23 protein-coding genes, 2 tRNA genes and 1 pseudogene are annotated in these 26,971 nt (G+C 40.8%); 15 read left to right on the top strand and 11 right to left on the bottom strand.

The features are described from left to right. Both CJF29_RS21080 and proB read right to left on the bottom strand, forming a co-directional pair. The gene (locus CJF29_RS21080; protein ID WP_074637329.1) at positions 1-1,026 is read right to left on the bottom strand and encodes a hypothetical protein; all 1,026 of its coding nucleotides are present in this window, start codon (positions 1,024-1,026) and stop codon (positions 1-3) included. A 470-nt stretch (positions 1,027-1,496) separates the two neighbouring features. Then, positions 1,497-2,579 carry a glutamate 5-kinase gene (gene proB, locus CJF29_RS21075; protein ID WP_004305033.1) on the bottom strand — a complete coding sequence of 361 codons (1,083 nt, stop codon included), beginning with the start codon at positions 2,577-2,579 and terminating at the stop codon, positions 1,497-1,499. A 105-nt stretch (positions 2,580-2,684) separates the two neighbouring features. Between proB and CJF29_RS21070 the strand changes: the two genes are divergently transcribed. Beyond that, positions 2,685-3,833 (top strand): pyridoxal phosphate-dependent aminotransferase, encoded by a 1,149-nt coding sequence (locus CJF29_RS21070; RefSeq protein WP_004305032.1) that lies wholly within the window; start codon positions 2,685-2,687, stop codon positions 3,831-3,833. Here CJF29_RS21070 and CJF29_RS21065 read toward each other — a convergent pair. The 8 genes from CJF29_RS21065 to ribD all read right to left on the bottom strand — a co-directional run bounded on the left by CJF29_RS21065 (position 3,802) and on the right by ribD (position 12,326). Next, positions 3,802-4,035, bottom strand: coding sequence for a DUF2007-related protein (locus CJF29_RS21065; RefSeq protein ID WP_004299777.1), 234 nt, complete (start codon positions 4,033-4,035; stop codon positions 3,802-3,804). The genes CJF29_RS21070 and CJF29_RS21065 overlap by 32 nt on opposite strands. A 76-nt stretch (positions 4,036-4,111) precedes the next feature. Beyond that, positions 4,112-4,954 carry a glutamate racemase gene (murI, locus tag CJF29_RS21060; RefSeq protein WP_004310502.1) on the bottom strand — a complete coding sequence of 281 codons (843 nt, stop codon included), beginning with the start codon at positions 4,952-4,954 and terminating at the stop codon, positions 4,112-4,114. Positions 4,955-5,062: 108 nt separating this feature from the next. After that, positions 5,063-5,578 carry an OmpH family outer membrane protein gene (locus CJF29_RS21055; RefSeq protein ID WP_008997929.1) on the bottom strand — a complete coding sequence of 172 codons (516 nt, stop codon included), beginning with the start codon at positions 5,576-5,578 and terminating at the stop codon, positions 5,063-5,065. A 56-nt stretch (positions 5,579-5,634) separates the two neighbouring features. Further along, complete coding sequence (locus CJF29_RS21050) at positions 5,635-6,150, bottom strand: OmpH family outer membrane protein (protein WP_004310500.1); 516 nt, start codon at positions 6,148-6,150, stop codon at positions 5,635-5,637. 23 nt (positions 6,151-6,173) lie between these two features. Continuing rightward, positions 6,174-8,828: an outer membrane protein assembly factor BamA gene (gene bamA / locus CJF29_RS21045; protein WP_008997928.1), complete on the bottom strand. Its 2,655-nt coding sequence runs from the start codon at positions 8,826-8,828 to the stop codon at positions 6,174-6,176. Positions 8,829-8,858: 30 nt separating this feature from the next. Beyond that, a complete protein-coding gene (locus tag CJF29_RS21040; protein WP_004299782.1) occupies positions 8,859-9,593 on the bottom strand; it encodes an isoprenyl transferase in 735 nt (244 codons plus the stop codon). 26 nt (positions 9,594-9,619) lie between these two features. After that, complete coding sequence (locus CJF29_RS21035; RefSeq protein ID WP_099146967.1) at positions 9,620-11,128, bottom strand: DUF6242 domain-containing protein; 1,509 nt, start codon at positions 11,126-11,128, stop codon at positions 9,620-9,622. 142 nt (positions 11,129-11,270) lie between these two features. Further along, the gene (ribD, locus tag CJF29_RS21030; protein WP_099146966.1) at positions 11,271-12,326 is read right to left on the bottom strand and encodes a bifunctional diaminohydroxyphosphoribosylaminopyrimidine deaminase/5-amino-6-(5-phosphoribosylamino)uracil reductase RibD; all 1,056 of its coding nucleotides are present in this window, start codon (positions 12,324-12,326) and stop codon (positions 11,271-11,273) included. A gap of 36 nt (positions 12,327-12,362) precedes the next feature. Between ribD and prmC the strand changes: the two genes are divergently transcribed. The 10 genes and pseudogenes from prmC to CJF29_RS20980 all read left to right on the top strand — a co-directional run. After that, positions 12,363-13,199: a peptide chain release factor N(5)-glutamine methyltransferase gene (gene prmC, locus CJF29_RS21025; protein ID WP_008997924.1), complete on the top strand. Its 837-nt coding sequence runs from the start codon at positions 12,363-12,365 to the stop codon at positions 13,197-13,199. Beyond that, positions 13,196-13,678, top strand: a complete 483-nt coding sequence (locus CJF29_RS21020) for a regulatory protein RecX (RefSeq protein ID WP_099146965.1) — start codon at positions 13,196-13,198, stop codon at positions 13,676-13,678. The genes prmC and CJF29_RS21020 overlap by 4 nt, the downstream gene beginning before the upstream one ends. A 78-nt stretch (positions 13,679-13,756) precedes the next feature. Further along, entirely contained in the window at positions 13,757-14,395 is a 639-nt protein-coding gene (gene pyrE, locus CJF29_RS21015; protein ID WP_004299787.1) for an orotate phosphoribosyltransferase, read from the top strand. Positions 14,396-14,490: 95 nt separating this feature from the next. Next, entirely contained in the window at positions 14,491-14,901 is a 411-nt protein-coding gene (locus CJF29_RS21010; protein ID WP_099146964.1) for an SRPBCC family protein, read from the top strand. 9 nt (positions 14,902-14,910) lie between these two features. Next, positions 14,911-16,251 (top strand): argininosuccinate lyase, encoded by a 1,341-nt coding sequence (gene argH, locus CJF29_RS21005; RefSeq protein ID WP_099146963.1) that lies wholly within the window; start codon positions 14,911-14,913, stop codon positions 16,249-16,251. A 93-nt stretch (positions 16,252-16,344) separates the two neighbouring features. Further along, positions 16,345-16,417 (top strand) — tRNA-Gly (locus tag CJF29_RS21000). Positions 16,418-16,433: 16 nt separating this feature from the next. After that, positions 16,434-16,517 (top strand) — tRNA-Leu (locus CJF29_RS20995). Between the two features lie 258 nt (positions 16,518-16,775). Then, on the top strand, positions 16,776-17,318 hold the full coding sequence (locus CJF29_RS20990) for an RNA polymerase sigma-70 factor (RefSeq protein WP_099146973.1): 543 nt from the start codon (positions 16,776-16,778) through the stop codon (positions 17,316-17,318). Between the two features lie 224 nt (positions 17,319-17,542). Continuing rightward, positions 17,543-18,517, top strand: coding sequence for a FecR family protein (locus tag CJF29_RS20985; RefSeq protein ID WP_099146962.1), 975 nt, complete (start codon positions 17,543-17,545; stop codon positions 18,515-18,517). A 188-nt stretch (positions 18,518-18,705) separates the two neighbouring features. Then, a pseudogene (locus CJF29_RS20980) lies at positions 18,706-19,068 on the top strand (STN domain-containing protein); the annotation flags it as partial. Between the two features lie 6 nt (positions 19,069-19,074). Here CJF29_RS20980 and CJF29_RS20975 read toward each other — a convergent pair. Beyond that, on the bottom strand, positions 19,075-20,007 hold the full coding sequence (locus CJF29_RS20975; RefSeq protein ID WP_175486891.1) for an IS982 family transposase: 933 nt from the start codon (positions 20,005-20,007) through the stop codon (positions 19,075-19,077). Between the two features lie 109 nt (positions 20,008-20,116). Here CJF29_RS20975 and CJF29_RS20970 point away from each other — a divergent pair, with 109 nt between their 5' ends. The 4 genes from CJF29_RS20970 (at position 20,117) to CJF29_RS20955 (ending at position 26,966) form a co-directional block, all read left to right on the top strand. After that, the gene (locus CJF29_RS20970) at positions 20,117-23,101 is read left to right on the top strand and encodes a SusC/RagA family TonB-linked outer membrane protein (RefSeq protein ID WP_099145971.1); all 2,985 of its coding nucleotides are present in this window, start codon (positions 20,117-20,119) and stop codon (positions 23,099-23,101) included. A gap of 11 nt (positions 23,102-23,112) precedes the next feature. After that, on the top strand, positions 23,113-24,717 hold the full coding sequence (locus CJF29_RS20965) for a SusD/RagB family nutrient-binding outer membrane lipoprotein (RefSeq protein ID WP_099145972.1): 1,605 nt from the start codon (positions 23,113-23,115) through the stop codon (positions 24,715-24,717). Between the two features lie 26 nt (positions 24,718-24,743). Next, positions 24,744-25,742, top strand: a complete 999-nt coding sequence (locus CJF29_RS20960; RefSeq protein ID WP_099145942.1) for a glycoside hydrolase family 18 — start codon at positions 24,744-24,746, stop codon at positions 25,740-25,742. Positions 25,743-25,853: 111 nt separating this feature from the next. Then, complete coding sequence (locus CJF29_RS20955) at positions 25,854-26,966, top strand: DUF1735 and LamG domain-containing protein (RefSeq protein WP_099145943.1); 1,113 nt, start codon at positions 25,854-25,856, stop codon at positions 26,964-26,966. The last annotated feature ends 5 nt before the right edge of the window (positions 26,967-26,971 follow it).

The following is a 26,971-nucleotide window of genomic DNA, read 5'->3' as shown; positions in this document are numbered from 1 at the left end:
TTATTTCCCTATTTCTTGTTCTGATTCTTCCATTTCTGCTTCTTCACCAAAAGAGATAGTAGCATCCCCTATATGCTCATCTATCTTGACTATTTTGACTATGTTCTTTTTGTTTCTTTTCATTTTAATACTCTGATTGGTATATAGAGAATACCATTTCTCTTCATTCGCCGGGCGGTAGGAAATAGTGAAAGCGATTGTTTCTTCTTCCTTAAGTTTGGCCGTATAATAGTCGGATATATCGTACATAGAGATAATTCGTTCCTCCGTCCGGGATGTTCCATCTTTGGAATATAGTAGATAAAATGGAGCAACGTCCGCTGCTTTAATTTTGATGGAGTCACCCGGTGCAAGTTCGTCTGTAACGAATTGTATAGAATAATAAGCACGTTTCAATGTCATTGAAACGGAGGTATTCATATTGGGATTTGAAAAGTCCAATTGCTCACTGCCGAAAAAGCGTTTGACGGTAGGGTGAGTACTAATACTATCGCATTTTATATGCATTTCTCCTTTGTAAATATGTTGGTGAAATGCCCCATTGATATTCAGGGGATTGATTGAAATCTTTAGATCGTTGTTGACTAACCCGTTCACCTCTTTCTGCAGAGTAGATGAAAAAGGAAGTCCATAAAGTATGCTGTCACTTTGTATTGTATAATATGGGCGGTCTTTATATCCCAGGAAGCTGCAGTCAAAGCGATACACATATCCTTCGATTAACCCGATTTCTACTCGATATGGATTATCGAAAAGGCCTGAAGCATAGGGCTGAAAAGAAGTCAGTCCTTTTCCTTTCCAAAAAACATTAACTGCATATATTCCGTCAGCCACCGTGGAGGTGGAACGGCTTAAAGGTTGTTCGGCTACTTCAAGAAAAGGAGCTATATTTAAACTGACATTAAACTCTCTGCCGACAGGAAATGACGGTGTACTGTTTACTTCAGGTTCATTCTTACTGCTCTCACAAGATATAATTGAGAATGTTAAAAATATGAGTATAAGGTTCCAATGTTTTAGTAGCATGGGGATTATATTGTTTGTTTAGAGGGCAAATATACTGCTATTAATAGTTTTTTGCAAATAAAGTCCCTGTATTTATGTTGCAGATGTCTATCTATAATACATTATATAACTGAAAATAAAAGCGCTTATCTTCACTAAAGAAGCTTATATTCTACCTGAATAAGAGCTTCATTTGGGTGCAGAAATGAGGTAAACTCATACAATTATAATTCAAAAAAACTTCCGTAAACATTCTCAACTATACTTATCCCTATGAGAAAAAATACTCATAGGGATGAGAAGAAATACTCATTACAATGAGAACTTTTTCTCATTGCAGTGAGAATATCCCCTTGCTAGAATAGGATGAAACAGTTTATTACCGTGCAGTCATGAACAAGATTCACCTCTGTGTACTCTGTGGTGAAAACCGTACAGAAACAAGCTAATTTTAGTCTAAAATCGGATAAAACAGAAATTCTTATTATTAATTATTCAATGTATAGATAGTCATAATGTACTACTGGTTTCTTTCCATGCTTGCCAATCGCTTCTTGTGCCTGTTTGGAGTCACAGTTCACTTTTCCAACGCCAACCTGGTTTCCTTGAAAGTCCATGATACGTACAATGTCATCTTTCTCAAATTCACCTTCAATATGAGTGATTCCAATCGGGAGGATGCTGACAGCTTTTTCAGAGTTTAGAACTTCTGTAGCGCATTCATTTATGTGAATTTCCCCTTTGGCAAAACCTTCGCTATGGGCAATCCACTTTTTGACGCTGGATACCGGTTCGTTTGATGGTATAAAACGTGTACAAAGAGTTTCTTCAGGATGCTGTAATAAATCTACCAGAATATTATCCCGCTTCCCGTTGGCAATAATCACTGTAATTCCTTCATCAGCAACTTTGCGGGCAATATTGGTTTTCGTCAACATCCCCCCCCGTCCGAAACTGGACTTAGTTGTCTGAATATAGTTGGATAAGTCTTTGCCGTGACCGATCTCCCGGATAACAGAAGAGTTTGGATCGGAAGGAGAACCATTGTAAATCCCATCAATATTACTTAGGATAATGAGTGCCTGCGTATCCATCATCGAAGCGATGAGTCCGGACAATTCATCATTATCGGTGAACATCAGCTCACTGACGGAAATCGTATCGTTTTCGTTGACAATAGGAATGACATTATTTTCAAGCATTACCGTCATGCAATTTTTCTGATTCAGATAATGGCGGCGAGTTCCAAAACTTTCCTTCGTTGTCAGTACCTGGCCGACAGGTATATTGTGCTCACGGAAAAGTTCGTAGTAACGGTTGATTAGTTTGGCCTGACCCACAGCAGAAAATAATTGGCGCTGATCTACACTATCGAGTTTTTTCTGCGGATGCACTTCACTGCGTCCGGAAGCAACAGCTCCCGAAGAAATCAAAATGATTTCTACCCCGGACTTATGTAATTCCGCTATCTGGTCAACAAGTGCCGACATACGGGTAACGTCCAGCGTTCCGTCGCGGCGTGTCAATACATTGCTTCCTACTTTTACTGCGATTCGTGTAAATTCCTGTTTCATCCTTACTAACGATTTGAAAGCACAAATATAGAGCTTTTTGCCGATATGCTACCTAAACAGGCTAAAAAGAATTATCTTTGCAGCCAGATAGAGAAAAGATAAACAATGAAACATACAAATCCACAAGTAGAACAGATGACCTCCTTCATCGTAATGGATGTGTTGGAGAGGGCAAACGAATTACAGAAACAAGGTGTTGATATTATTCATTTGGAAGTTGGTGAACCCGATTTTGATGTACCGTCTTGTGTGTCGGAAGCAGCAAAAGCGGCTTATGATCGTCATCTTACTCACTATACACATTCTTTGGGGGACCCGGAACTCCGGCGGGAAATTGCTGCTTTTTATCTACGGGAATATGGAGTGACGGTAGATCCGGATTGCATTGTGGTGACTTCCGGCTCTTCTCCATCCATTCTTCTTGCGTTGATGTTGCTCTGTAATACGGATAGTGAAGTGATTCTTTCCAATCCGGGATACGCTTGTTACCGTAATTTTGTGTTGGCTACCCAGGCTAAACCCGTTTTGGTTCCTTTGTCTAAAGAATATCTGCAATACGACATAGAAGCTATTCGTAAATGTGTGAATCCACATACAGCGGCTATCTTTATTAATTCTCCGATGAATCCGACCGGAATGTTGCTGGATGAAAAATTCTTGAGAGAAGTGGCAGCACTGGGAGTTCCTGTTATTTCGGATGAGATTTATCATGGACTTGTCTATGAAGGACGTGCGCACAGCATTCTTGAATATACCGATCAGGCTTTTGTCTTGAACGGATTTTCTAAACGTTTTGCGATGACAGGTCTTCGGCTGGGTTATTTGATTGCACCTAAATCTTGTATGCGTTCTTTGCAGAAGTTGCAGCAAAATCTATTTATTTGTGCGTCCAGCGTTGCCCAACAGGCTGGGATTGCTGCATTGCGGCAGGCTGATTCGGATGTGGAACGGATGAAACAGATTTATGATGAGCGTCGCCGGTACATGATTACTCGTCTTCGGGAAATGGGGTTTGAGATTAAAGTAGAACCTCAAGGAGCATTTTACATTTTTGCCAACGCACACAAATTTACTACCGACTCTTATCGCTTTGCATTCGATGTACTCGAACATGCGCATGTCGGCATTACTCCCGGGGTGGACTTTGGTACGGGAGGTGAAGGATATGTACGCTTCTCCTATGCAAACTCATTGGAGAATATCAAAGAAGGATTGGACCGTATCAATCGCTACCTTTCTCGTCCCGACTTCTGATTAGCTCGGTGGCTGCTTCGTATTCTTCCTCTGTCACGAGGACGGATACGGAAGGAGCGATATAGGGTGCTAATGTCCCCATAATTCCATCTTTGATTACACAACGGATATTATTGCTTTCTAATAACCCTTTAATGATCTCGGCTTCCCAGGGGGATCCGGAGAATACTTCTATTGCCTTGCTATAATCTTCTTCTTTCATGATCTTACTTATTAGGGGTTGTTATCTACAAATATAAAAAAAAAGAGAGAGAAATGGTTATTTATTTTCTTAAAAATTATTCGAGTGTGATATGTTTTACGCTAATCTGCTGTTTCAGGAAAGTAGAGGCCGATTCTGAAAACTTTTCTTCCGCTTCGGTCGTGTAAAACTGGCAGTTGCCATTCTTGGTACATTTGGCATCCATTTCGGGATGTCTTTTCAGATAGTCTTTCAGGCTTTCTGCAACATACTCTCCTTGTGCAATTACACTGATATGATCCGGGATGTATTGCCGGATTTTAGGTAGGAGTATAGGGAAATGGGTACATCCGAGGATGACAGTATCTATTTGAGGATCCTTTGACAGTAATTGGTCGATGTACTTCCGGATAAAATAGTCTGCTCCTTCGTCTTGTGATTCGTTATTCTCAACTAAGGATACCCACATCGGACATGCTGTCCCGCTGACTTGAATTTCAGGAAATAGTTTATGTATTTCTAATGGATACGATTCGGATTTGATGGTGCCTGCTGTTGCCAGTACACCGATATGCTGATTCTTGCTAATCTCTCCAACACATTCTACAGTGGGGCGGATGACTCCGAGCACACGGCGGGCAGGATCAATTTGGGGTAAATCATTCATCTGAATGCTGCGCAAAGCTTTGGCGGAAGCAGTATTGCAAGCTAATATAACCAGATGGCATCCCATATCAAACAGTTTGTTGACGGCTTGCCGGGTAAATTCGTATACGACTTCGAAAGAACGTGTCCCATAGGGGGCACGTGCATTATCTCCCAAATAGATATAATCATATTCCGGTAATACTTCTCTAATCTTGTCTAAGATGGTCAGACCTCCGTAGCCGGAGTCGAATACTCCGATTGGGCCGGGCGTATGGGATAGATGTTGCTTCATGACAAACTTGATTTATATACGCAAATGTACACCAAAAAAAGGGAAAGAGAAAGAAGATGATCCTTCTTTCTCTTTCCCTTTTGGTATTTCTTTATTCTTGGTCAGGTCTTATTTGATACCAAGATTTGCTTTTACCTTGTTAGTCAAGTTGATGCTCTGTGATTCGTTCACGTAAGGAATCGAAGTTCTTGCCAGGTCGAAGATATAGACCACGCCTTCAGCAGCACCTACTGCTTTGATAGCATTGTCCAACTTCTGGTAGATAGGAGCCATTGCATCATTTTGAGCTTTCTGCATTTGTTGTTGAGCATCCTGTTGGAATTGCTCTTGTCTCTGCATCATATCCTGCAACTCTTTCTGTCTTCTTTCAGCGATGTTAGGAGGAAGAGAATCTTTAGCGATAGCTTGTTGGAATTCCTGATATTTCTTGTTGAATTCTTCCTGCGTTCTCTGTAGTTCGGCAGTAAGTTGTTTTTCTAAAGTCTGAATATCATTTTGAGCTTTGGTGAATTCCGGCATCACAGTGATGATTTCCTGTGCATTAATGTGGCCGAATTTCAGGTTCTGTGCAAATACACCCATTGGGAGTGCAAGCAACATTACAAGTGCAATTTTTTTTAGCATAGTTCTATAATTTATTTGAATGATTTTTAGTTATTTCCAGCTGCAAATGTATGAAATTAATTTGAATATCCTAATTTTCTTAGGATTTCATCACTAATATCTATGCGTGGATTTGCAAATATTATACCTGTAGCAGAGGCTCTGTCAATTACCATATCATATCCATGTTGCTGTGATATAGCTTTCACTGCTTCATAAATATCATCCTGAATCGGAGTAATCAACTTGTCTCTCATCTTGGCTAATTCGCCTTCCGGACCGAAGTAGTTACGCTTCAGCTCGGCTGCTTCTTTTTCCTTCGCTACGATTGCATCTTCTGTCTTTGTTTTTTGTGCGGCAGAAAGAGTGGAAGATTTTGCCTGGTAATCCTGGAACATCTTCTGTGCTTCTTTAGCCAGAGCTTCTACTTCACTCTGGTATTTCTTCGTAGCTTCTTGCATTTGCTCGTTAGCGCTTTGAGCTGCCGGAATATTCTTCATAATATATTCCGTATCGATCAGTGCAAATTTCTGTGCATTTGCTGCCATGCTGACAGCAAATAGCATCATGATTAATAGAACAGACTTTCTCATAACGTTTAGTTTTTGATGATACATTAGAATTCTTGTCCTAAGATAAAGTGGAACTGGCTTCCTCCATATTGTTTAGAACCAAATACTTTGTCGAAACCGTAACCCCAGTCAATACCCATCATACCAATCATCGGAAGGAAGATACGAACACCGACACCGGCAGAACGTTTCAACTCGAATGGATTGAATTTCTTGATATCATGCCATGCGTTACCTGCTTCAAGGAAACCTAACACATAAATGTTAGTACTTGTTTCCAGCATCAACGGATATCTCAATTCGATACCGAGACGTGCATAGGCATAACCTTCAGAACCGTATGGTGTTAATGAGCTGTTTTCGTAACCACGCAAAGCGATGCTTTCAGTTGCATAAGTTGAATAACCGGTCATACCGTCACCACCTACATCGAATGTACCGAACGGAGATTTCTTGTATTGGTTATAGTGACCTAACAGACCGAATTCCGTACGTGTCATTAATACCAGACATTTAGGATGAGCAACCGGATCCATCAGCGGAGTATATGTTTTGCCTTTGAATTTCCATTTGTGGTATTCTATCCATTTATGAAGCTTATTCATGTTGTCCTGGGTAATGCTACCTGTTTCAGGGTTGCTGTAATATCCCTTATAGTCTTTACCGTCCATCAACGAGTAAGGCGGTGTGAACTGAACTGACAGTGAGAAATCTGAACCCGAACGAGGGAAGATTGGGTTGTCAATAGAGTTACGAGCCAAAGTCAATGAAATGCTAAGGTCATTACATTTACCGTTGGTGACCGGGAAGTATTGCCAGTCGCTCAAGTTATAACGTTGGTAAGCTAATTCTGCGGAAAGAGTGAAATAGTCATCCGGCCATTTCAGACGTTTACCCCAACCTACGGAAAGTCCCCACATCTTGATAGATTTATCAGGGTCATAATAGTTTTCGTAGTTGTTATAGTTACCATAATTGTACATACCATAACCACCGTAGCCACTATACATACTGTTGTAGTAGTTGTTGAAGTAGCTGGAGTTGTAGTAACGGCTACTGATATCTGTCTGTACAGAGAAGAATGCCGATACAGAGAATGAATTCGGACGTTTACCGCCAAACCATGGGTCGAAGAATGAAATACTATATGATTGGTAGTATTTAGCATTCGTCTGTCCGCTGATAGTCAATGTCTGACCATCACCTTGAGGAAGTATACCACGGTAGTTTTCACCTGGGTGCAACAAGTTGGCTACAGAGAAGTTGGTAAACTTCAAGCTCAACTTACCGATAATACCCGTCTGTCCCCAACCAGCAGAGAATTCCACCTGGTCGTTGGCTTTGGAAGTCAAAGGCAAACCTATGTCAACAGTTCCGTTCATCGGATCCGGTTGAATATCCGGTTGCAGTTTTTCCGGGTCAAAGTGTCCCATCTGCTGGATTTCACGCAAAGAACGCATCAAGTCTTCTTTGCTGAATAATTGTCCCGGACGAATACGAAGCTCACGACGAACAACGTTTTCATATAAACGGTCATTACCACTGATCTTGATCTTATTGATAGTAGCCTGACGGCCTTCATAGATTCTCATTTCGAGGTCGATAGAGTCGCCAACGATATTTACTTCTACCGGGTCGAGGTTATAGAACAGGTAACCATTGTTGTAATACAAGTTACCGATAGCGTCATCATCTGTAGAAACACGTTCGTTCAATAACTTCTGGTTGTATACGTCACCTTTCTTCATGCGGAGCAGGAAGTTCAACTGTTCTGACGGATAGAGAGTGTTACCTACCCATGTAACGTTACGCAGATAATATTTTTGTCCCTCGTCTATATTCAAATAAACGTTTACAGTCTTTTCGTCATACTGTGAAACGCTGTCTTTTACAATCATTGCATCACGGTATCCCAACTCATTATATTTGTCGATAATCAGTTGCTTATCTGCCTCGAAGTTCTCCGGCACGAATTTCTTGGTGCGGAACAGGTTACGAAGTTTACCTTTCTCATTGGTTTTCTTCATTACTTTCTTCAGCTTGGAAGCCTTGATTGCATGATTACCAACGATTTGTATTTCGTGTACTTTGATTTTTTCTTTTTTGTCGATATCAATGTCAACGATCACCTGATTTTCGCTGGATGGATCGTCTTTCTGCGAGATGATTACTTCTGCATTTTTGAATCCCTTATCGTCGAAATAACGTTTGATTAATGTCTTGGCACGGTCTACGGTATTTGGAGTAATCTGCATACCTTTTACCATTCCCAGCTTGCTTTCAAGATCGGTACGTTCCGACTTCTTCACACCATGATAGCGCACATCTGCGATACGCGGGCGTTGTGTCAGACTGATTTTTAACCAGATTTTGTCGCCTTCAATTTTCTCGGCTGTGATTTGTACATTTGAGAACAAACCATGACGCCAATAACGTTTGATTGCTCCAGTAATTTCGTCACCCGGCACAGTAATTGTCTGTCCTACCGATAGTCCGGATAGTCCAATCAATACATAGTCTTCATAATTCTTTACGCCTTCGACTTTAATATCTGCTATCTCATACTTTTTAGGTGTTCCGGAGTATAAGATGACAGGTTTCGAGTCTTCATCAGTGTTAGCATTTTGCGCAATGCCTGTTGTCGCAAAGCAGCACAGGCAGACAAACGTTATGAATATAAAGGAAATACGATAATGCATTTATGTTATAATTTGATGTTTCGAGTTATATTAGCTGATCTGTTCACTGGTTTTGCCGAATCGGCGTTCCCTTTGTTGATATTCCCAAATGGCCTTGTAGAGTTCTTCTTTATCGAAGTCGGGCCAAAAGGTGTCACAAAAATAAAGCTCCGAATAAGCGCATTGCCATAGGAGGTAATTGCTTAGCCGGATTTCTCCTCCCGTGCGGATCAGTAGATCCGGATCGGGCATAAATTTAGTATCCAGATGAGATGAGATACATTCATCCGTTATCTGTTCGGGAGACATTTCTCCTGCTTTTATCAGTGTTGCTATTTGCCGTACAGCTTCGGTTATTTCCCAACGGGATGAGTAACTAAGAGCTAATACCATATACATACCACTATTTTTGGATGTACGTTCTATGCATGATGCCAAACTTTTCTGGACTTCAACAGGTAACTTTTTGAAATCACCGATTACATTGAAGCGAATATTGTTTTTCATCAATGTCTCTTCTTCAATAGATTCTAGCAATAGATTCATCAGAGCCGCAATCTCGTCTTGCGGCCGATTCCAGTTCTCGGTTGAGAAGGTGTACAGTGTCAGGTACTTGATTCCCAAACGGGCGGCATCTTCGGTAATATTCTGTACCGTTTCTGCGCCAGCACGGTGACCGTAAGTACGTTCTTCTCCTCGTTGTTTTGCCCATCGTCCGTTCCCATCCATAATGATGGCCACGTGTTGTGGTATCCGAGTTTTGTCTATTTGTTCTATATAGGACATCTTTTTATTTTAAACGTATACGTTTTTTATTTGCCAGCTTTTGCCAAATCAAACCATAGTTGATTAAGACGACCACGCCATACCTCTGAATCATGATTATAAGTACGTGTTTCAGTTGTGGTAGACTTAGTACTTTCTGCTTTTTCTACCTCTTCTTCGAAACTGGCGCTTCCTTTACTAAATATAATCCATAGATTTTGAGTCGCAGGGTCTAGTACCATTGAGTAATTCGTTTTACCTCTGAATTCAGGATCTACGCTAGGGTTTGGAGTTCCTCCTTTGCTCCAATCTCTATGAGGAAATGCAAACTTGGAGTTAGCTTTTCTCCAGAATAACCCTTGATTGGAAACATAAATAGAACTGAAATTTTGGCCAAATATATATACTAAGTCATTGTAATATATGATAGATGGTTGAGTATATTTGGGACAGTATGCAACGGAGGAAGTTGTTGAGAACTCAACCCATTTACTTCCGTCATATGCCCATACAATGGTCGTTTCTAATTCGCTGTCATCAGCCAAAGTCGCCGTCTCTGTATCTCCCACTAAAAGGACAGATTTAATATTTGTCGCAGACTCATATACTGTGTAGGATATGTTTTTAGTTGGGAAATTAGCAGGTACTTTTCCTTCGTCGTAAGTTTCAAGAGTCTCTATTTGTTTATCATTTGTCTGATAATAGAAATAGCGTTGGTTGTCTGCTTCTTTCTTTATATAACAAATTCTGCTGATTTGGTTATTTGTCAGTGTCGCTAAGAGTAACTCCACTTTGTCTCCAAACTTTTTAGATACTTCCCAATTTATTCCATCTTCAGATTCATACACTTTATAATCATCGGAGGTCGCATATAACATGGCGTTGCTTCCGTCAAATTTGAAAGTTATGATAGAAGTCGGAAGTTTACCTTCCGGTAATCCTACAGTTTCTTGTGGGGTCCCACTGCCGAAATTAGTTAAAGAATTCTTATACACATATAACCTGCTATTAACTACAGAGTATGTGAATACTTCGCTTCCAAAAATAATGGATTTTTGTTCTCCTGTAATTTGGATTTGGTTATTAATTTTATCCATATACTTCCATCTCAACGAATCCGGATCATGCTGATGCACATTTACCTTAATAGTATATTCCTTAGTTTGATTAGGAGATATTCCCGCTAACGCTTCTGTTGACCACACTTTAATAGTGAGATCTTCCCGAAGATCGATAGAATCATTGATGTTTATGACAGAATCGTTACCGCTTTTGTCTTTCATTGTTACGACGCCTGATGCCGTAGTTAATGTTTTGATTAAAATCTTGTCAATGATGGTATCGGCATGAACAGGAAGAGAGTCCTCGTTATAAATTTCACGTGATAATTGATCAATAGTGAATTTATAACTCCCAAGGCCTGCTGTGTCAAGTGCAAACGCATGGATAGTTGCATCCGGGCTATATTCGATGTTATTATCGTCATCAAGACATGACGTTATAACAAATGACACCATGAAAAAACTCGCAATGAATGATAAAAACTTTATTTTCATTTGAAAGATTGTGTTTATTTACAAGTTGCAAAAATAGAAACATTTTTTCCGATAATGAACATTACAGGTAAGTTTTATATAAAATTATAGATAATAACACTGTTTTTATCGACGTAAAACCCCCTGAATAGAACTATCTTAGCTATATCCGATGAACATAATGCCAAAATTGTCTTTCGAAGTGTTCTTCTATCGAATAACTAAAATTATTGTTCATTTGGGGTGCTTTAACACCGGAATGTAGCCTGCTGGGGCACTTCTCGATATACGCCTCGTCCCATAGCTCATCATTAATGAATGATTGCAGCAATTGGCTGCCTCCTTCTACCAGTAAGGATTGTATTTTCCGTTGATACAGTACTTCCATAATCTGCTCCAGTGGGTTATGATTGAAGTCGATGGAGATATATGTGATGTTGGTTCTTGCTGGCTGTTTCTTTTCAGTAAAGACTAATGTTGGCACATTTCCATCGAATATTTGTAAATCATTCGGAAGAGATAATGTGCGGTCTAATACGACACGTATTGGATTATGTCCATACCAGTTGCGTACCGTTAGCGACGGATTATCCAATAAAGCTGTTCGTCTGCCTACCATAATAGCATCAGCCTCCGCTCTTTTTTTATGTACTAGCATTGAAGTGAGAGGAGAGGAGAGTTTCACAGGCATTCCACTTGTACGTTCCATATCAATAAAATGATCGGCTGACTCTGCCCATTTTAACGTGATAAAAGGCCGATGAAGTGTATTGAAAGTAATAAAACGACGAATCAGTGATTGACATTCTTCCTCTAATACGCCGACTATTACTTCCCGTCCGGCATCCCGCAATTTCTGAATTCCCCGTCCGGCTACTTCAGAAAAGGGATCCTGGCATCCGATAACAATGCGCGGAATCTGTTTCTCTATAATTAGATCCGCACAAGGAGGTGTTTTCCCGTAGTGGGAGCAAGGTTCCAAACTGACATAAATCGTAGAATGCTTCAATAAAGACTCATCTTTGACAGAACGGATTGCATTGACTTCCGCATGTGCCTCTCCGCAACGAATGTGATAACCTTCACCGATAATACGTCCGTTACATACGATAACAGCTCCTACCATCGGGTTTGGAGGCACATTGCATAACCCGTTCTTTGCAAGCTCAATGCAACGCCTCATGTATTTTTCTTCTTCCATTTTGGTGCTCTTCGCCATATTATTCTTACTTTTGCACTCCGAAATTGTGAAAATATGAATCGTATCACCGCTTACATTCGCCAGTCTTTGCAGGAAATCTATCCGCAGGAAGAGATAAAAGCTCTTTCAATGCTGATTTGTTGCGACATGTTAGGCTTAGATGCGCTCGATATTTACATGGGCAAAGATATAATTTTATCCGAATGCAAACAGCGTGAATTAGAAAACATTATATTCCGTTTACAGAAAAATGAACCGATACAGTACATTCGCGGTTTTGCGGAGTTTTGCGGAAGGAATTTTAAGGTTGCTTCCGGCGTGTTAATCCCTCGACCGGAGACCGCAGAACTCGTAGAGCTAATAGTAAAGGAGAATCCGAATGCCCGTCATCTGTTAGATATAGGTACGGGAAGTGGATGCATTGCGATCTCTCTGGATAAAAAACTTCCGGATGTAGACGTAGAGGCGTGGGATATTTCGGAAGAAGCGTTGGCTATTGCCCGTAAAAACAATGAAGATTTGGAAGCCGGGGTGAGATTTCTGCAAAGAGATGTATTGTCTGATGACTGGGAAAAGGTGCCGTCTTTTGATGTGATCGTCAGTAATCCGCCTTATGTGACTGAAACGGAAAAGAACGAAATGGACGCTAATGTCCTTGATTGGGAACCGGGGTTGGCCTTGTTCGTTCCTGACGAGGATCCTTTACGGTTTTATAATCGTATAGCCTGTCTGGGAAGTGATTTGCTATTGCCGGGCGGAAAACTTTATTTTGAAATCAACCAGGCTTATGGCCGGGAAACAGCACACATACTTGAAATGAACCAATATCGTGATGTTCGTGTTATAAAAGACATATTTGGAAAAGATAGAATAGTTACAGCTAACCGATGAGTGCACAATTAACTGATGAAGAGGCTTTAAATCGCGTAGCCTCTTACTGCTCCACTGCCGAGCATTGCCGGGCAGAAATAAATGAGAAGTTACAACGTTGGGGAATTGCCTATGATACCATTGCGCGTATTCTTGACCGACTGGAATCAGAGAAGTTCATTGATGATGAACGTTTCTGCAGGGCTTTTGTGAATGACAAGTTCCGCTTTGCCAAGTGGGGGAAAATGAAAATAGCCCAGGGGCTTTACATGAAGAAGATCCCTTCTGATGTGGCATGGCGTTATCTGAATGAAATTGATGAAGAAGAATACCTTTCTATTCTGCGTGACCTGCTGGCTTCCAAACGGAAAAGTATCCATGCGGCAGACGATTATGAATTGAATGGAAAGCTGATGCGATTTGCCATGAGTCGTGGATTTGAACTGAAAGATATTAAGCGTTGTATCGACATTCCCAATGAAGAGGAACAAATTGACTGAAAAAATAAACGGATTCTTCTTTTTATTCTCGTTCAATTTCTGTACTTTTGCGGCAAATAATTAATAGTTAGTTTAGTTATGAAAAACTTAGAGAGACTATTTGCGGAGAAACTGTTGAAGATTAAAGCTATTAAACTTCAACCCGCTAACCCTTTTACATGGGCTTCTGGATGGAAATCCCCCTTTTACTGTGACAACCGTAAAACTCTGTCCTATCCTTCTCTTCGTAATTTTGTGAAGATTGAAATTACACGTCTGATATTAGAACGATTCGGACAGGTGGATGCGATTGCTGGTGTGGCTACAGGCGCTATTCCGCAGGGAGCTTTGGTGGCTGATGCATTGAATTTGCCGTTCGTGTATGTTCGTTCTACCCCCAAAGATCATGGATTAGAAAACCTGATTGAAGGTGAACTTCGTCCGGGTATGAAAGTCGTAGTCGTAGAGGACTTGATTTCTACTGGTGGTAGTAGTTTGAAGGCTGTTGAAGCAATTCGTCGCGATGGTTGTGAAGTGATCGGTATGGTTGCAGCGTATACATACGGATTCCCGGTAGCTGAAGAGGCGTTCAAAAATGCGAAGGTGACTTTGGTAACGTTGACCAATTATGAAGCAGTACTTGATGTTGCTCTTCGTACAGGTTATATTGAAGAAGAAGACATACAGACATTGAACGAATGGCGTAAAGACCCTGCTCATTGGGATGCTGGAAAATAAGATTCATTTTTTGATCAAACATATTTGGTGAAAAGAACTGTTCGGACAATACTTGGCCGGATTGTTCTTTTTTTGTTTTATACTAATAGAAATTTATGAGTAATTTTGAGAGTAGTGTCAAGGTAATACCTTACAGTCAGGAACGCGTATATAATAAACTTTCGGATTTGAGTAATCTGGAAGCTGTCAAAGATCGTTTACCGAAAGATAAGGTACAGGATTTGAGTTTTGATTCGGACACGTTAAGCTTTAGTGTCTCTCCTGTTGGGCAACTAACTTTGCAAATTGTAGAGCGTGATCCATGTAAATGTATAAAGTTGGCAACAACTAACTCTCCACTTCCCTTTAATATGTGGATTCAACTGGTTGAAACTGCAGAAGAAGAGTGCAAGGTGAAGGTGACTATCGGAATGGATCTTAATCCATTTATGAAAGCAATGGCGCAGAAACCTCTCCAGGAAGGTTTGGAAAAGATGGTTGATATGTTGGCAGTTATTGAATATTAATTTTTTTTTATGACACAGAAACTTTGGGAGAAGTCCGTACAGGTAAATAAGGATATTGAACGTTTCACGGTAGGTCGTGATCGTGAAATGGATCTTTATTTGGCCAAGCATGATGTGCTTGGTTCTATGGCTCATATTACGATGCTTGAAAGCATTGGGTTGTTGACAAAAGAAGAACTGGACCAGTTGCTGGTGGAATTGAAGAATATTTATGCCTCGGCTGAAAAAGGCGAATTTGTGATAGAAGACGGGGTGGAAGATGTACATTCGCAGGTAGAATTGATGTTGACCCGTCGTTTGGGAGATATTGGAAAGAAAATACATAGTGGCCGTTCCAGAAATGATCAGGTTTTGTTGGACTTGAAACTTTTTACCCGTACGCAAATAAAAGAGGTTGCCGAAGCGGTAGAACAACTATTTCATGTCTTGATCCGTCAGAGCGAACGATATAAAAACGTTTTGATGCCGGGATATACACACCTGCAGATTGCAATGCCTTCTTCTTTTGGCTTGTGGTTTGGTGCCTACGCCGAGAGTCTTATGGACGATATGCTGTTTTTGCAGGCAGCATTTAAAATGTGCAATCGTAATCCATTAGGTTCAGCAGCCGGATATGGTTCGTCTTTTCCTCTGAACCGTACCATGACGACTGACCTGCTGGGCTTTGATTCAATGAATTACAATGTTGTGTATGCTCAAATGGGGCGTGGGAAAATGGAACGTAATGTTGCTTTTGCATTGGCTACGATTGCCGGAACCATTTCTAAGTTAGCTTTTGATGCTTGCATGTTTAATAGCCAGAACTTTGGTTTCGTGAAATTACCTGATGACTGTACCACGGGGTCCAGCATTATGCCTCATAAGAAGAATCCCGATGTCTTTGAACTGACACGTGCTAAATGTAATAAACTGCAATCGCTTCCCCAACAGATCATGATGATTGCGAATAATTTGCCTTCCGGCTATTTCCGTGATTTACAGATTATAAAAGAAGTTTTCCTGCCTGCTTTTCAGGAATTGAAAGACTGTTTGCAGATGACAACTTACATCATGAATGAAATAAAGGTCAACGAGCATATCCTTGACGATGATAAATACCTCCTTATTTTTAGCGTGGAAGAAGTGAATCGTTTGGCACGTGAAGGTATGCCTTTCCGTGATGCATATAAGAAGGTTGGCTTGGATATTGAAGCTGGAAAATTCTCTCATACAAAAGAAGTACACCATACTCATGAAGGTAGTATTGGCAATCTTTGCAATGCGGAAATCTCTGCATTGATGCAGCAAGTGATCGATGGATTCAACTTTTGCGGAATGGAGAGAGCAGAGAAAGCACTGCTTGGGAGATAAAATAGACTTTCGGAGGATGGTTTTTTAAACTTTCCTTCGAAAAGATTTGGCAGAAACAAGTAAACTACTTATCTTTGCACCCGTTGAAAAAATGCGGAAATAGCTCAGTTGGTAGAGCATAACCTTGCCAAGGTTAGGGTCGCGAGTTCGAGTCTCGTTTTCCGCTCTTTCTTTGAAAGGATGCTCGAATGGTGGAATGGTAGACACGAAGGACTTAAAATCCTTTGGCCATTGCGGCTGTGCGGGTTCAAGTCCCGCTTCGAGTACGAGTATTCTTTAATAGGGCTTTATGAATTTAGATTCATGAAGCCTTTTTTGTTTTTAGGGGTGTGTTGGTTCGCATTGATCCCCGGAATAAATCAGTATCAAGCTAAAAGCTTGTTCGGGGAGGCTGTTTCCATCGGATAGATGCCTCTCTATCGGGGTGCACTTTTAGTCAAGTTTGAAAATTTATCTCTAAAAGTTTCATTTTATTCTTTAAAATGTATTTCTTTGCAACACTTAATACTTCTGAATATGCAGGGATGGCTCAAATAAACTTCAATTCGATATATACCGCTTATTATAGGAAATCTTTTCTGTTTGCCTTGTCGTATGTTCATAATGAACAAGTTGCAGAGGATATAGTCTCTGAAGCCATCATACATTTGTGGGAACAAGGTAAAGAGCACGAAATCGTAAGCGTGGAAGCTATGCTGATCACCTATATTCGCAGCAAGGCACTGAATCACCTGAAGCATATACAGGTGCAGGAGAACGCTTTTCAGACTTTACTCGATAGGGGACAGCGTGAATTGGAAATCCGTATATCGACCTTGGAGGCCTGTGATCCCAACGAAATATTATCGGAAGAATTGCGGACGAAAGTGTATGCCTTATTGAAGGGCATGCCCGAGAAGACCCGTATCGCTTTCATTCGTGACCGCCTGGAAGGAAAATCCCATAAGGAAATAGCCGAAGAGCTGGGCATCAGTGTAAAGGGGGTGGAATATCATATCAGTAGGGCGGTTAAAATGCTACGTGACAATCTGAAAGATTATGCCCCGTTCTTGATTTTTTTCATCTAATTGCGTGTCTACTATATTCACTTATCTATTAATAGTCTAGATGTAAAGTAGCACTAGAACCTGGAAGAAGTAATGGAGAACAAGCAAAAAGACACTGTTCCCGTGTTTTTTTGCGGAAAAACAAAAAAATCACTTTTCCTACTAGGGATTTTTTTCCATCAGTGGTATTATTAATGAAAGGGACATAATACCCCTGTCACCGTTACTTATAAACAGTTCATTGTATGAATCAGGAATTACTATTAAAATATATTGCCGGCAAAGCGTCCCAACAGGAAAAGGAAGAAGTTGCTACATGGATTGATGCAGACGCAGCCAATCTTAAAGAATTCATATCTCTTCGTAAGAGTTATGATGCATTTCTTTGGCAAGACACAGATGAATTTTCTAAGAAAACAAAGAGTACTTTCTCATTGAGCCCTGTTACACAAAGAATATTGCGGATTGCAGCAGTCTTTGTTCTAACCTTCGGATTGAGTTATATGATGTTGCAGTTCCTTTCGAAAGAAGATATAGAAATGCAGACCGTCTACGTACCAGCCGGACAACGTACATTGGTGACACTTGCCGATGGGACTACGGTATGGGTGAATGGACAAAGTACATTGACTTTCCCTAGCCGTTTTTCCTCCAGCGTACGTAATGTCGAACTGGATGGAGAAGCTTATTTTGATGTCCGGAAAGATGCGAGGAAACAATTCATTGTGTCTACCGCCCATCAATCTGCCATCAAGGTTCTGGGCACCAAATTCAATGTAAAGGCCTATAAAGAGTCGGACGAAGTGGTAACCACTTTGATTGAAGGAAAAGTCAATTTCGAGTTTAACGGTGCCAGCTCACAACCGCAGTATATAATCATGGCTCCAGGACAGAAATTGATCTATTATTCACAGAATGGAAAGACGGAACTCTATGCCACTTCCGGCGAGAGAGAACTGTCGTGGAAAGATGGCAAGGTGATATTCCACCAAACATCCTTGCGGGAAGCACTGAACATTTTAGCCGAACGGTTCAACGCCGAATTTGTCATTCGGGGGAAAGTGCCTTCTGACGACTCATTCTCTGGGACATTCACCAATCGGAATTTGGAGCAAATACTAAACTTTATTGAAGTCTCCTCCAAAGTTCGTTGGCGTTATTTGAATAATGACGGAGAAGCCGGTGGTAAAGAGAAGATAAAGATAGAGATATTCATTTAGTACTAAAAGATAAAACCTTAATTCCCTAAAAACTGATTACCATGAAAAACAAAGACCCTTGAACTTATCCAAAAAAAATACGGGATGATATTGGCCGTATCTTCCCGTATGAGCTTCAGTAATTGTGAACCTACTTGTTTGCAGACAAGTATAACTACCAATTTTCTAATTAAACTCGTTACAAATTTATGCAAAATTATTGTATCGTCCAATTTCTTGGAGGATTAAAGTCGCTTAGACGAACCTTAAAGGAAATATCATTGGCTATGAAATTATTACTTATCTTACTTATCTGTTCAGCCGGACTGACGTATGCATCAGATGGATATGCGCAAAAAACTTCTATTACTCTGCGAGTTAACAATTGTACTATAGAAGAAGTGCTGCACAAGATTGAACGTGAATCAGGATTCAGCTTTTTCATAAACAGCAAGAATCTTAATCTTAATCGCCGGGTATCGGTTTCAGCTTCCGAGAAGAATATTTTTCAGGTGTTGGAACAGGTCTTTGCAGGTACAAATGTCGAATATAAAATATTGGATAACCCGTTGGCGGAATTAAATTAGTGCATATTTAATTTGTCCAATGGGTTTGTTATTAATCTTGTTTATATATTGAAGGATTGTAAGTGCACTAATTTTCCCCGTAATTCTGGTAAACAATCCTTCTGTTTGTTTTGCGTAATTTCTGATTATCATAAATTGATCGCATAATTGTGCAAAAAGCGTTTCAACCCTTTTCCTTGCTTTAGCAAATGGACTAAATACAGGTTTCCAATCTTTTTGATTTGACCGATATGGAACTTCCAACTTGATATTAGCTTTTTCAAATAAATCAAGTTGTATGGCTGCTCCAATATATCCACGATCACCGATGATGGTGCAATTCTGAAAGTTACACTTTACGTCTTTCAAATAATGAATGTCGTGAACACTCGCCTTTGTCAGGTCAAAAGAGTGTATGACACCGCTCAACCCACAGAGAGAATGTAATTTATATCCGTAATAATGTTTACCCTGTGAAGCACAATAGCCATAATTGGGAGCTTTATCATAATTATTCTTTCCCATTTTACAACGTTTTGACCTTATGGGACGACAAACTTCAATTGGCATAGAATCAATACAGAAAATAGCTTCTCCACCATCAACTTTTGATGCAATTCTTTCACGCACCTGATTACATAAGCCGATAGTGAGCTTCCTGCGATCATTATATTGACGACGGGATATGAGAGAAGAAAAATCATCTTTGTATTCATTTAATTTAGAAAACAAAAAGCTTTCACTATCTATACCTATTGATTCGGCAGCAAGGCTTAAACTGATCACTTCTAAGTCAGAGAACTTCGGGACGACTCCTCTGCGAGGTATATTCCCTTTTTCGTTTACTAAATCAGCAGAAAACATCTTGCATATATCAAGAAATTTAGCGAATATTGCATATAAGTTGTGCATAATTGAGCTGTATATTAATAGTTTGATCACCATTAAAATACTAATAATCAATGATATGCACAACTTATTTCCTGACATTTTTTAGTGAATTAATTCCGCCAACGGGTTATTGGATAATAAGATTGTACTGACGGCTAAAGAAATGAAAGTCGCCCAACAGAAAGCAATATCCGTCTCCGGTACGGTGAAAGACAAACAGGGTGAACCGCTTATCGGTGTTTCTATTATAGAAAAAGGTACATCCAATGGTACCGTGACCGATATTGACGGAAACTACAAATTTACTACACAGACAACCCATCCTGTATTGGTGTTTTCTTATGTAGGTTATCAGAAAAAGGAACAGCCGGTTTTCGGATCTGTGCTGAACGTGACTTTGGAAGATGATTCACAAGTGCTGAATGAAGTTGTAGTTACAGCTTTAGGCATCAAGAAAGAATCGAAAGCACTTTCTTATAATGTACAGGAGGTCTCTTCCAGCGAAATTGTAGGGGTGAAGGATGCTAATTTTGTGAACAGCTTGTCCGGTAAGATTGCCGGTGTTGTCATCAATTCCAGTTCATCCGGTATCGGTGGTGGCGCGAAGGTGGTGATGCGTGGAGCGAAATCCATCTCTGGTAACAATAACGCATTGTATGTGATTGATGGTATACCAATGCCTTCGCTAGAAACGACTCAACCTACAAATTTCTATTCCGGTCAAGGACAATCGGGCGATGGAGCTTCCATGATTAATCCCGAAGACATAGAGTCCATGTCTGTCCTTAGTGGCGCTGCAGCCTCTGCCCTGTATGGTAGTGAAGCTCAAAATGGTGTAATAATGATCCGTACAAAGAAAGGCAAAGAAGGTAGAACGAGTCTTACTTATGCCAATAATACAAGCTTCATGTCTCCTTTGGTTACACCGGAATTCCAGAATACTTACGGTGCAACTACCGGTGATTTTTCTAGCTGGGGAGGGAAATTGACTACTCCAAGTAGCTATGATCCGCTTGATTTCTATCAAACCGGTTATAATGTAGGTCATTCCATTTCACTTTCTACCGGCACGGACAAAAATCAGACTTTCGTTTCAGCTTCAGCGACAAATGCCGAAGGAATTGTTAAAAACAATATGCTTGACCGTTATAACTTCTCCATTAGAAACACGTCTACATTCTTGAACGATAAAATGCATCTAGACTTGTCTGCGATGTATATGAATGTGCGTGAGAATAATATGGTTTCTGAAGGTCAATACATGAATCCTATCGTACCGGTATATTTGTTATCTCCAAGCTATAATCTTGAAACTTATCAGATTTTCGAAATGTATAATGAAAGCCGTAATTTCAAAACGCAATATTGGCCATGGGGTAACCAGGGAATTGGTATGCAAAACCCTTATTGGATTACACAACGTGATAATCTGACCAATCATAAGAGCCGTTTCTTGATCAGTGCAGGACTTAGCTATGATATTGCAAAAGGTTTCACACTGAGCGCACGAGGAAAAATGGATGAAACATCTGCCTTATACGAAAAGAAATACAGTGCTTCTACGGATGCTATTTTTGCTGAGAAATATGGATATTATGCAAAGAATGATGAGAGTACTCGTCAATTTTATGGCGATGTGATGCTTAATGTAGATAAATATTTTGGTGATTGGTCTCTGACAGGTGCTGTCGGAACTAGTATTCAAGATATTGACTATAAATATTATGCAATTGGCGCCAACTTGAATGCGGTAGCTAATAAGTTCTCTCTTGCTAATATGAATATTTCAAGCATTGAACCTAGTCAAGAAAACTATCATGATCAGACACAATCCATTTTTGCTACGGCTCAAATAGGCTGGAAGAGTAAATTATATCTTGATTTGACCGGACGTGTTGATTGGGCTTCGGCTTTGGCTTGGACTGATAGTAAGTCTGTTGCATATCCTTCCGTTGGTGTGACAGCTATTTTGACCGATCTTATCCCGGGACTGAAAAGTAATACCGTTTCATTCTTAAAGTTACGTGGTTCATATAGTGAAGTCGGCAATGCTCCTCGTCGATATACGGCTTATCAGACCTATTCGTTTAAGTCGCAATTTCCTGTTACGTCTACCACATATCCCAATAATGACATAAAGCCAGAACGGACGAAAGCTTGGGAGCTGGGTCTGGAATCTCATTTCTTTGGCGACAAGTTGAATTTGAATGTGTCCTTGTATAAGACATCCACTTACAACCAGTTGTTCAACCCCACATTATCTAGTACATCTGGTTATCGTTCTATTTATATTAATGGTGGGCAGATAGACAATAAGGGATTGGAAGTTAGCTTAACCTTGAAACAACCGATTGGACCTGTCGACTGGTCGTCTACCTTTACTTATTCTCTCAATCGTAACAAGGTAGTCAAACTTTTGAAACCGACCACGTTGTCAAATGACCTTACGATTTCTCAAGACCATCTTGATTTAATCAATCTGGGTAATGTGAAAAGTATGATTAAAGAGGATGGTTCTATGGGCGACTTGTATGTCACTTCACTGCTTACCGACAATCAAGGATATATCTATGTAGACTATCAGACCAATGACGTGATGGTAGACAAGAATGCAGGTCCTTATAATGACGGATTCATTTATGCCGGCAATTCTGCCGCTAAATACCACATGGGATGGCGTAATAATTTCAGTTGGAAGGGACTTTCTCTAGGATTCCTTATTAATGCGCGTGTTGGTGGAGTGGGCGTTTCTATGACGCAAGCTTTGATGGATATAAACGGTGTGTCTAAGGCTACTGCCGATGCACGTGATGCCGGTGGCGTGTCATTAAATGGAGGATTAGTCCCAGCTGTTCAGAAATACTATCAGACTATTGGCTCTGGGGCAGGTTCTATGTATGTTTATAGTGCAACGAATGTACGACTTGGAGAGTTGTCTTTGGGATATGATGTTCCGGTTAACAAATGGGTATCTTGGATTAAGAGTCTGAATGTGTCATTTGTTGGACGTAACTTGTTGATGTTCTATTGTAAGGCACCTTACGACCCGGAGCTCACGGCTAGTACAGGAACAGGCTTCGAAGGAATGGACTACTTTATGCTTCCGAGTCTGCGTAATTTAGGATTTTCAGTAAGAGTTAATTTCTAATGAATCGAGATATGAAAAAGAAATCAAAATATACAGCAGTGCTTATCTGCGGACTTTGGGCAGGTGGTATGACCTTCAACTCCTGTACCGATAAGTTCGACAATTGGAATATTAATCCCAATGAAGCGACACGGGAAGAAATGAGCAGGGATAACTTGCTGACAGGTGCCTATTTTGCTCAAATGGAGAGAGGCGTGTTTAGAGTTGGAGAACAATTGTCTGGAAGGTATCAAATTACACAGGCATTGGAGGGTGACCTCTTTGCAAGTTACTTTGCTACCATCACAAAATGGACATACACAACCTATCATAACGATCATTATGCGTTATACTCTGATTGGTATGATTATCCTTTTAATGATGCTTATGTAGAGATTATGCAACCATGGAAAGAAATATGTGATGTGACTAATGCCGTTTCTCCGGCTCGTGCAATGGCCACAGTTATCAAGGTGTTTGGTATGAGCCGTATTACGGATATGTATGGTCCTATTCCTTACAGTAAATATGGCACGGCGGTGGAAGTCGCTTATGATTCACAGAAAGATGTCTATTATCAGTTCTTTACCGAATTGGCCGACGCCATAGAAGTACTGACAGAATATGCCAATCACAACGTAGACCCTTATTTGGCTGATTATGATAATATTTATTCCGGTAATGTTGGCAAATGGGTACAATTTGCCAATACATTGCGTTTGCGTCTTGCCATGCGAATCTCTTACGTAGAAGAAGCTAAAGCAAAAACGGAAGCGGAAGCCGCGATAAACAACAGTTATGGGCTGATGGCTTCTGCCTCGGATGACGCTATTCTGCATCAAAGCTCCTCGCTTACTTTCAGACACCCTCTATGGGAAATAGGTGTAAGTTGGGATGATGAACATATGAGTGCTACAATGGACTGTTACCTTAATGGTTACGGTGATCCTCGTATTTCTGAATATTTTCAGCCTACAACGAAAAATGGGGATTATAAAGGTGCTCGTAATGGTATGGTAAGTCCGGCAAAAGAAAAGTATTCGGGTGTAACATCTCGTCCTAATTTCGCTCAAGGATCAGATATGAACTGGATGCATGCCGCTGAAGCTTATTTCCTCATGGCGGAGGCTAATTTGCGTTGGGGCTTGGGCACGGGAACCGCTCAATCTTATTACGAAGAGGGAATCCGAACATCTTTCTCTTCCGCTGGTGTTTCACAACCAGCGGATGGATATATTTCTAACCAAGAGAAACGTCCGCTCTCTACTTATGTAGACCCTAATACAGCTAGTTCTGTGGATGTAAGTTCGATGCTATCTCAGCTTCCGGTGGCATGGGAGGTAACCGCAAGTCTGGAAAAGAATTTGGAACGTATCATGATTCAAAAGTGGATTGCCCTCTATCCTGACGGTCAGGAAGCTTGGAGTGAAATGCGCCGTACCGGTTATCCGGGGTGGGTGCGTATTCAGTCTTATAATTATCAGACAGAAGTTTCTGACAACCAAATGATTAGTCGACTTCGATTTCCAACAACGGAATATTCTTCGAATAACAAGAATACGGAGGCGGCAATCCAACTCTTAGGCGGAGGACGGGACGCTGCGGGAACACGACTTTGGTGGGACGTGAAAAGATAATTAGTAATTTTAAAACATAGAAGAATATGAAAGTTCTAAAATATATATTCGCTTTGATGATGGTTGGAGCAATAATGGCGGCTTGTGATACCGACATTGAGAATATATCCATCCAAAATCCAAAGACCTATAGTGATTTGTATTATCAGAATTTGCGCGACTATAAAGCCAGTGACCATGAAATCTCTTTTATGTGGTTTGCGCAATGGGGAGCCACAAACTCTATGGCTGTTCGCTTTACGGGACTGCCGGATAGTCTTGATATCTGCTCTATTTGGGGTGGTGGTATACCACCAAAAGAGAACACCCAACTTTGGGAAGACTTGCGTTTCGCACAGAAGGTGAAGGGAACAAAAATGCTCTATGTCGCAATAGTACGTCTGGGAGCAGAAGACGATTCTCATGATTTCAAGCAAGTGCTGAATGAAGGTCTTGCCATGGAAGAGGGTGAAGCACGTGAGGCTAAACTGAATGAAGCGATAGATATGTATGGTGATTACTATGCTGACATGGTGTTTGAAAACGATCTCGACGGCTTCGACGCTGATTACGAGCCTGAAGGTGATTTTCTGCAAGGCAAATATTTTGTGCGTTTCATCAAACATTTAGCTCTTTATATGGGACCGAATCCCGATCAAACTAAGGAAGAACGTCTTGCTTTTATCCAGCAACGTTACGGCACTGGTACGACTGATGTAAATAAGATGCTCTGTGTAGATGGACGTAATCATCTCGAATTGGAACCTTATGAGGACTATTACTTTTTGCAGAATTACGGTGGAGGAACCAATGTGGAAAGCGGATTCCCTATATCAAAAGCGGTATTTTGCTGCAATTTTGGTGATGATTGGAATGGAACGGGGCAGGCGATGTACAATCAAGCCAGCTATAAACCGGCAACAGGACGTAAAGGTGGATTCGGTGCTTTTTATGGTCAGCGTGACTATTTTGTACATCAGTATAATTCGGAACCATACAAACGTTTCCGTGAATGCATCCAGATTCAGAATCCGGCTGTTCATTAACCATTTAATTTAGATAAGATATGACAATGAAAAAATATTTATTTTTCGCTGGCTTTATCGCTCGCACTTGCAGGTTGCAAGAGTGAACCTGATTTCGGGGATGCGATTTTCATGACTGGTACTCTTACTACGAGTAATGTCCGGTTCCTTGTCGATGGAACTTCGAGCATCGGTCTCACCGTTTCGTCTAGTGCAAAAGCAGAAGAGAATGTAAATGTGGAAGTCGCTGTGGCTCCTGACCTGTTGGAAGGTTATAACGCTTCCACAGGGCGTAGCTATCAGCTTCCTCCGGAAGGTAGTTATTCTTTGGTAGGACAACAAGTGACGATAGAAACCGGAAAGTCCGTATCAACTCCAGTGGAGATTACCGCTGAAGCGGGTAAACTTCAAGATGGAGTAAGTTACTGTCTGCCGGTCACAATCTCTAAAGTTGACGGTGGTAGTTTGGGAATACTACAGTCTTCACGCACCGCATATGTGACGTTCAACAAGGTCATCACCTCAAAGGTGGCTCAATTGGGCGGTGGATCTTATTTTGATATCCCGACTTTTAAAGGGGAGGAAAGTCCCGTATGGGCACTTGGCAAGATGACTTTGGAGATAAAGGTGCGTCCTTCCGCTTTGACATCGGCCATATCGGAAAGTTATATCAACCCGATATTGGGTAGTCATGAGAGTTTGCTTTTGCGTTTTGGCGATGGTTCCAATATTCCTTCCAACAAGCTGAATTTTGCGAAGGTCTCTATCGGTTCTGATTATCATCCGGACAACAAGCCTCATTATGAAACAACTCTGGAAACTGTATTTGAAAACGACAAATGGTATCATATTGCCGTGGTTTATGATGGCTCTAAGGTGAAGTTCTATTTGAATGGAGAACTTTCAGTTGAGAAATCTACCGAAGGAGGTCAGATCAATCTGGCAATGTCTTATGGCGGTCATGGATGGGACGACACTTTTGCCATTGGTCGTAGCTATGGCACAAGATGGACATACAAAGGCTGTTTGAGTGAATGTCGTGTTTGGAACGTGGATCGTTCGCAATCACAACTTCAAGATGGTATGTGCTATGTGAATCCTACATCCGAAGGTCTGATAGCCTCTTGGCGCTTTAATGGCGAATTGCAGGAAGATGGTACTGTGTTAGACGAGACAGGACATGGGCATAACGCTCATCCTAATGGAACTGTAAACTGGCCTGACAATCAGAAGTGCCCATTCTAATTCAA

Source organism: Bacteroides celer (genome assembly GCF_002632415.2).
Taxonomy (GTDB): Bacteria; Bacteroidota; Bacteroidia; order Bacteroidales; family Bacteroidaceae; genus Bacteroides.
This window is presented reverse-complemented; position numbering and strand designations above follow the sequence as displayed.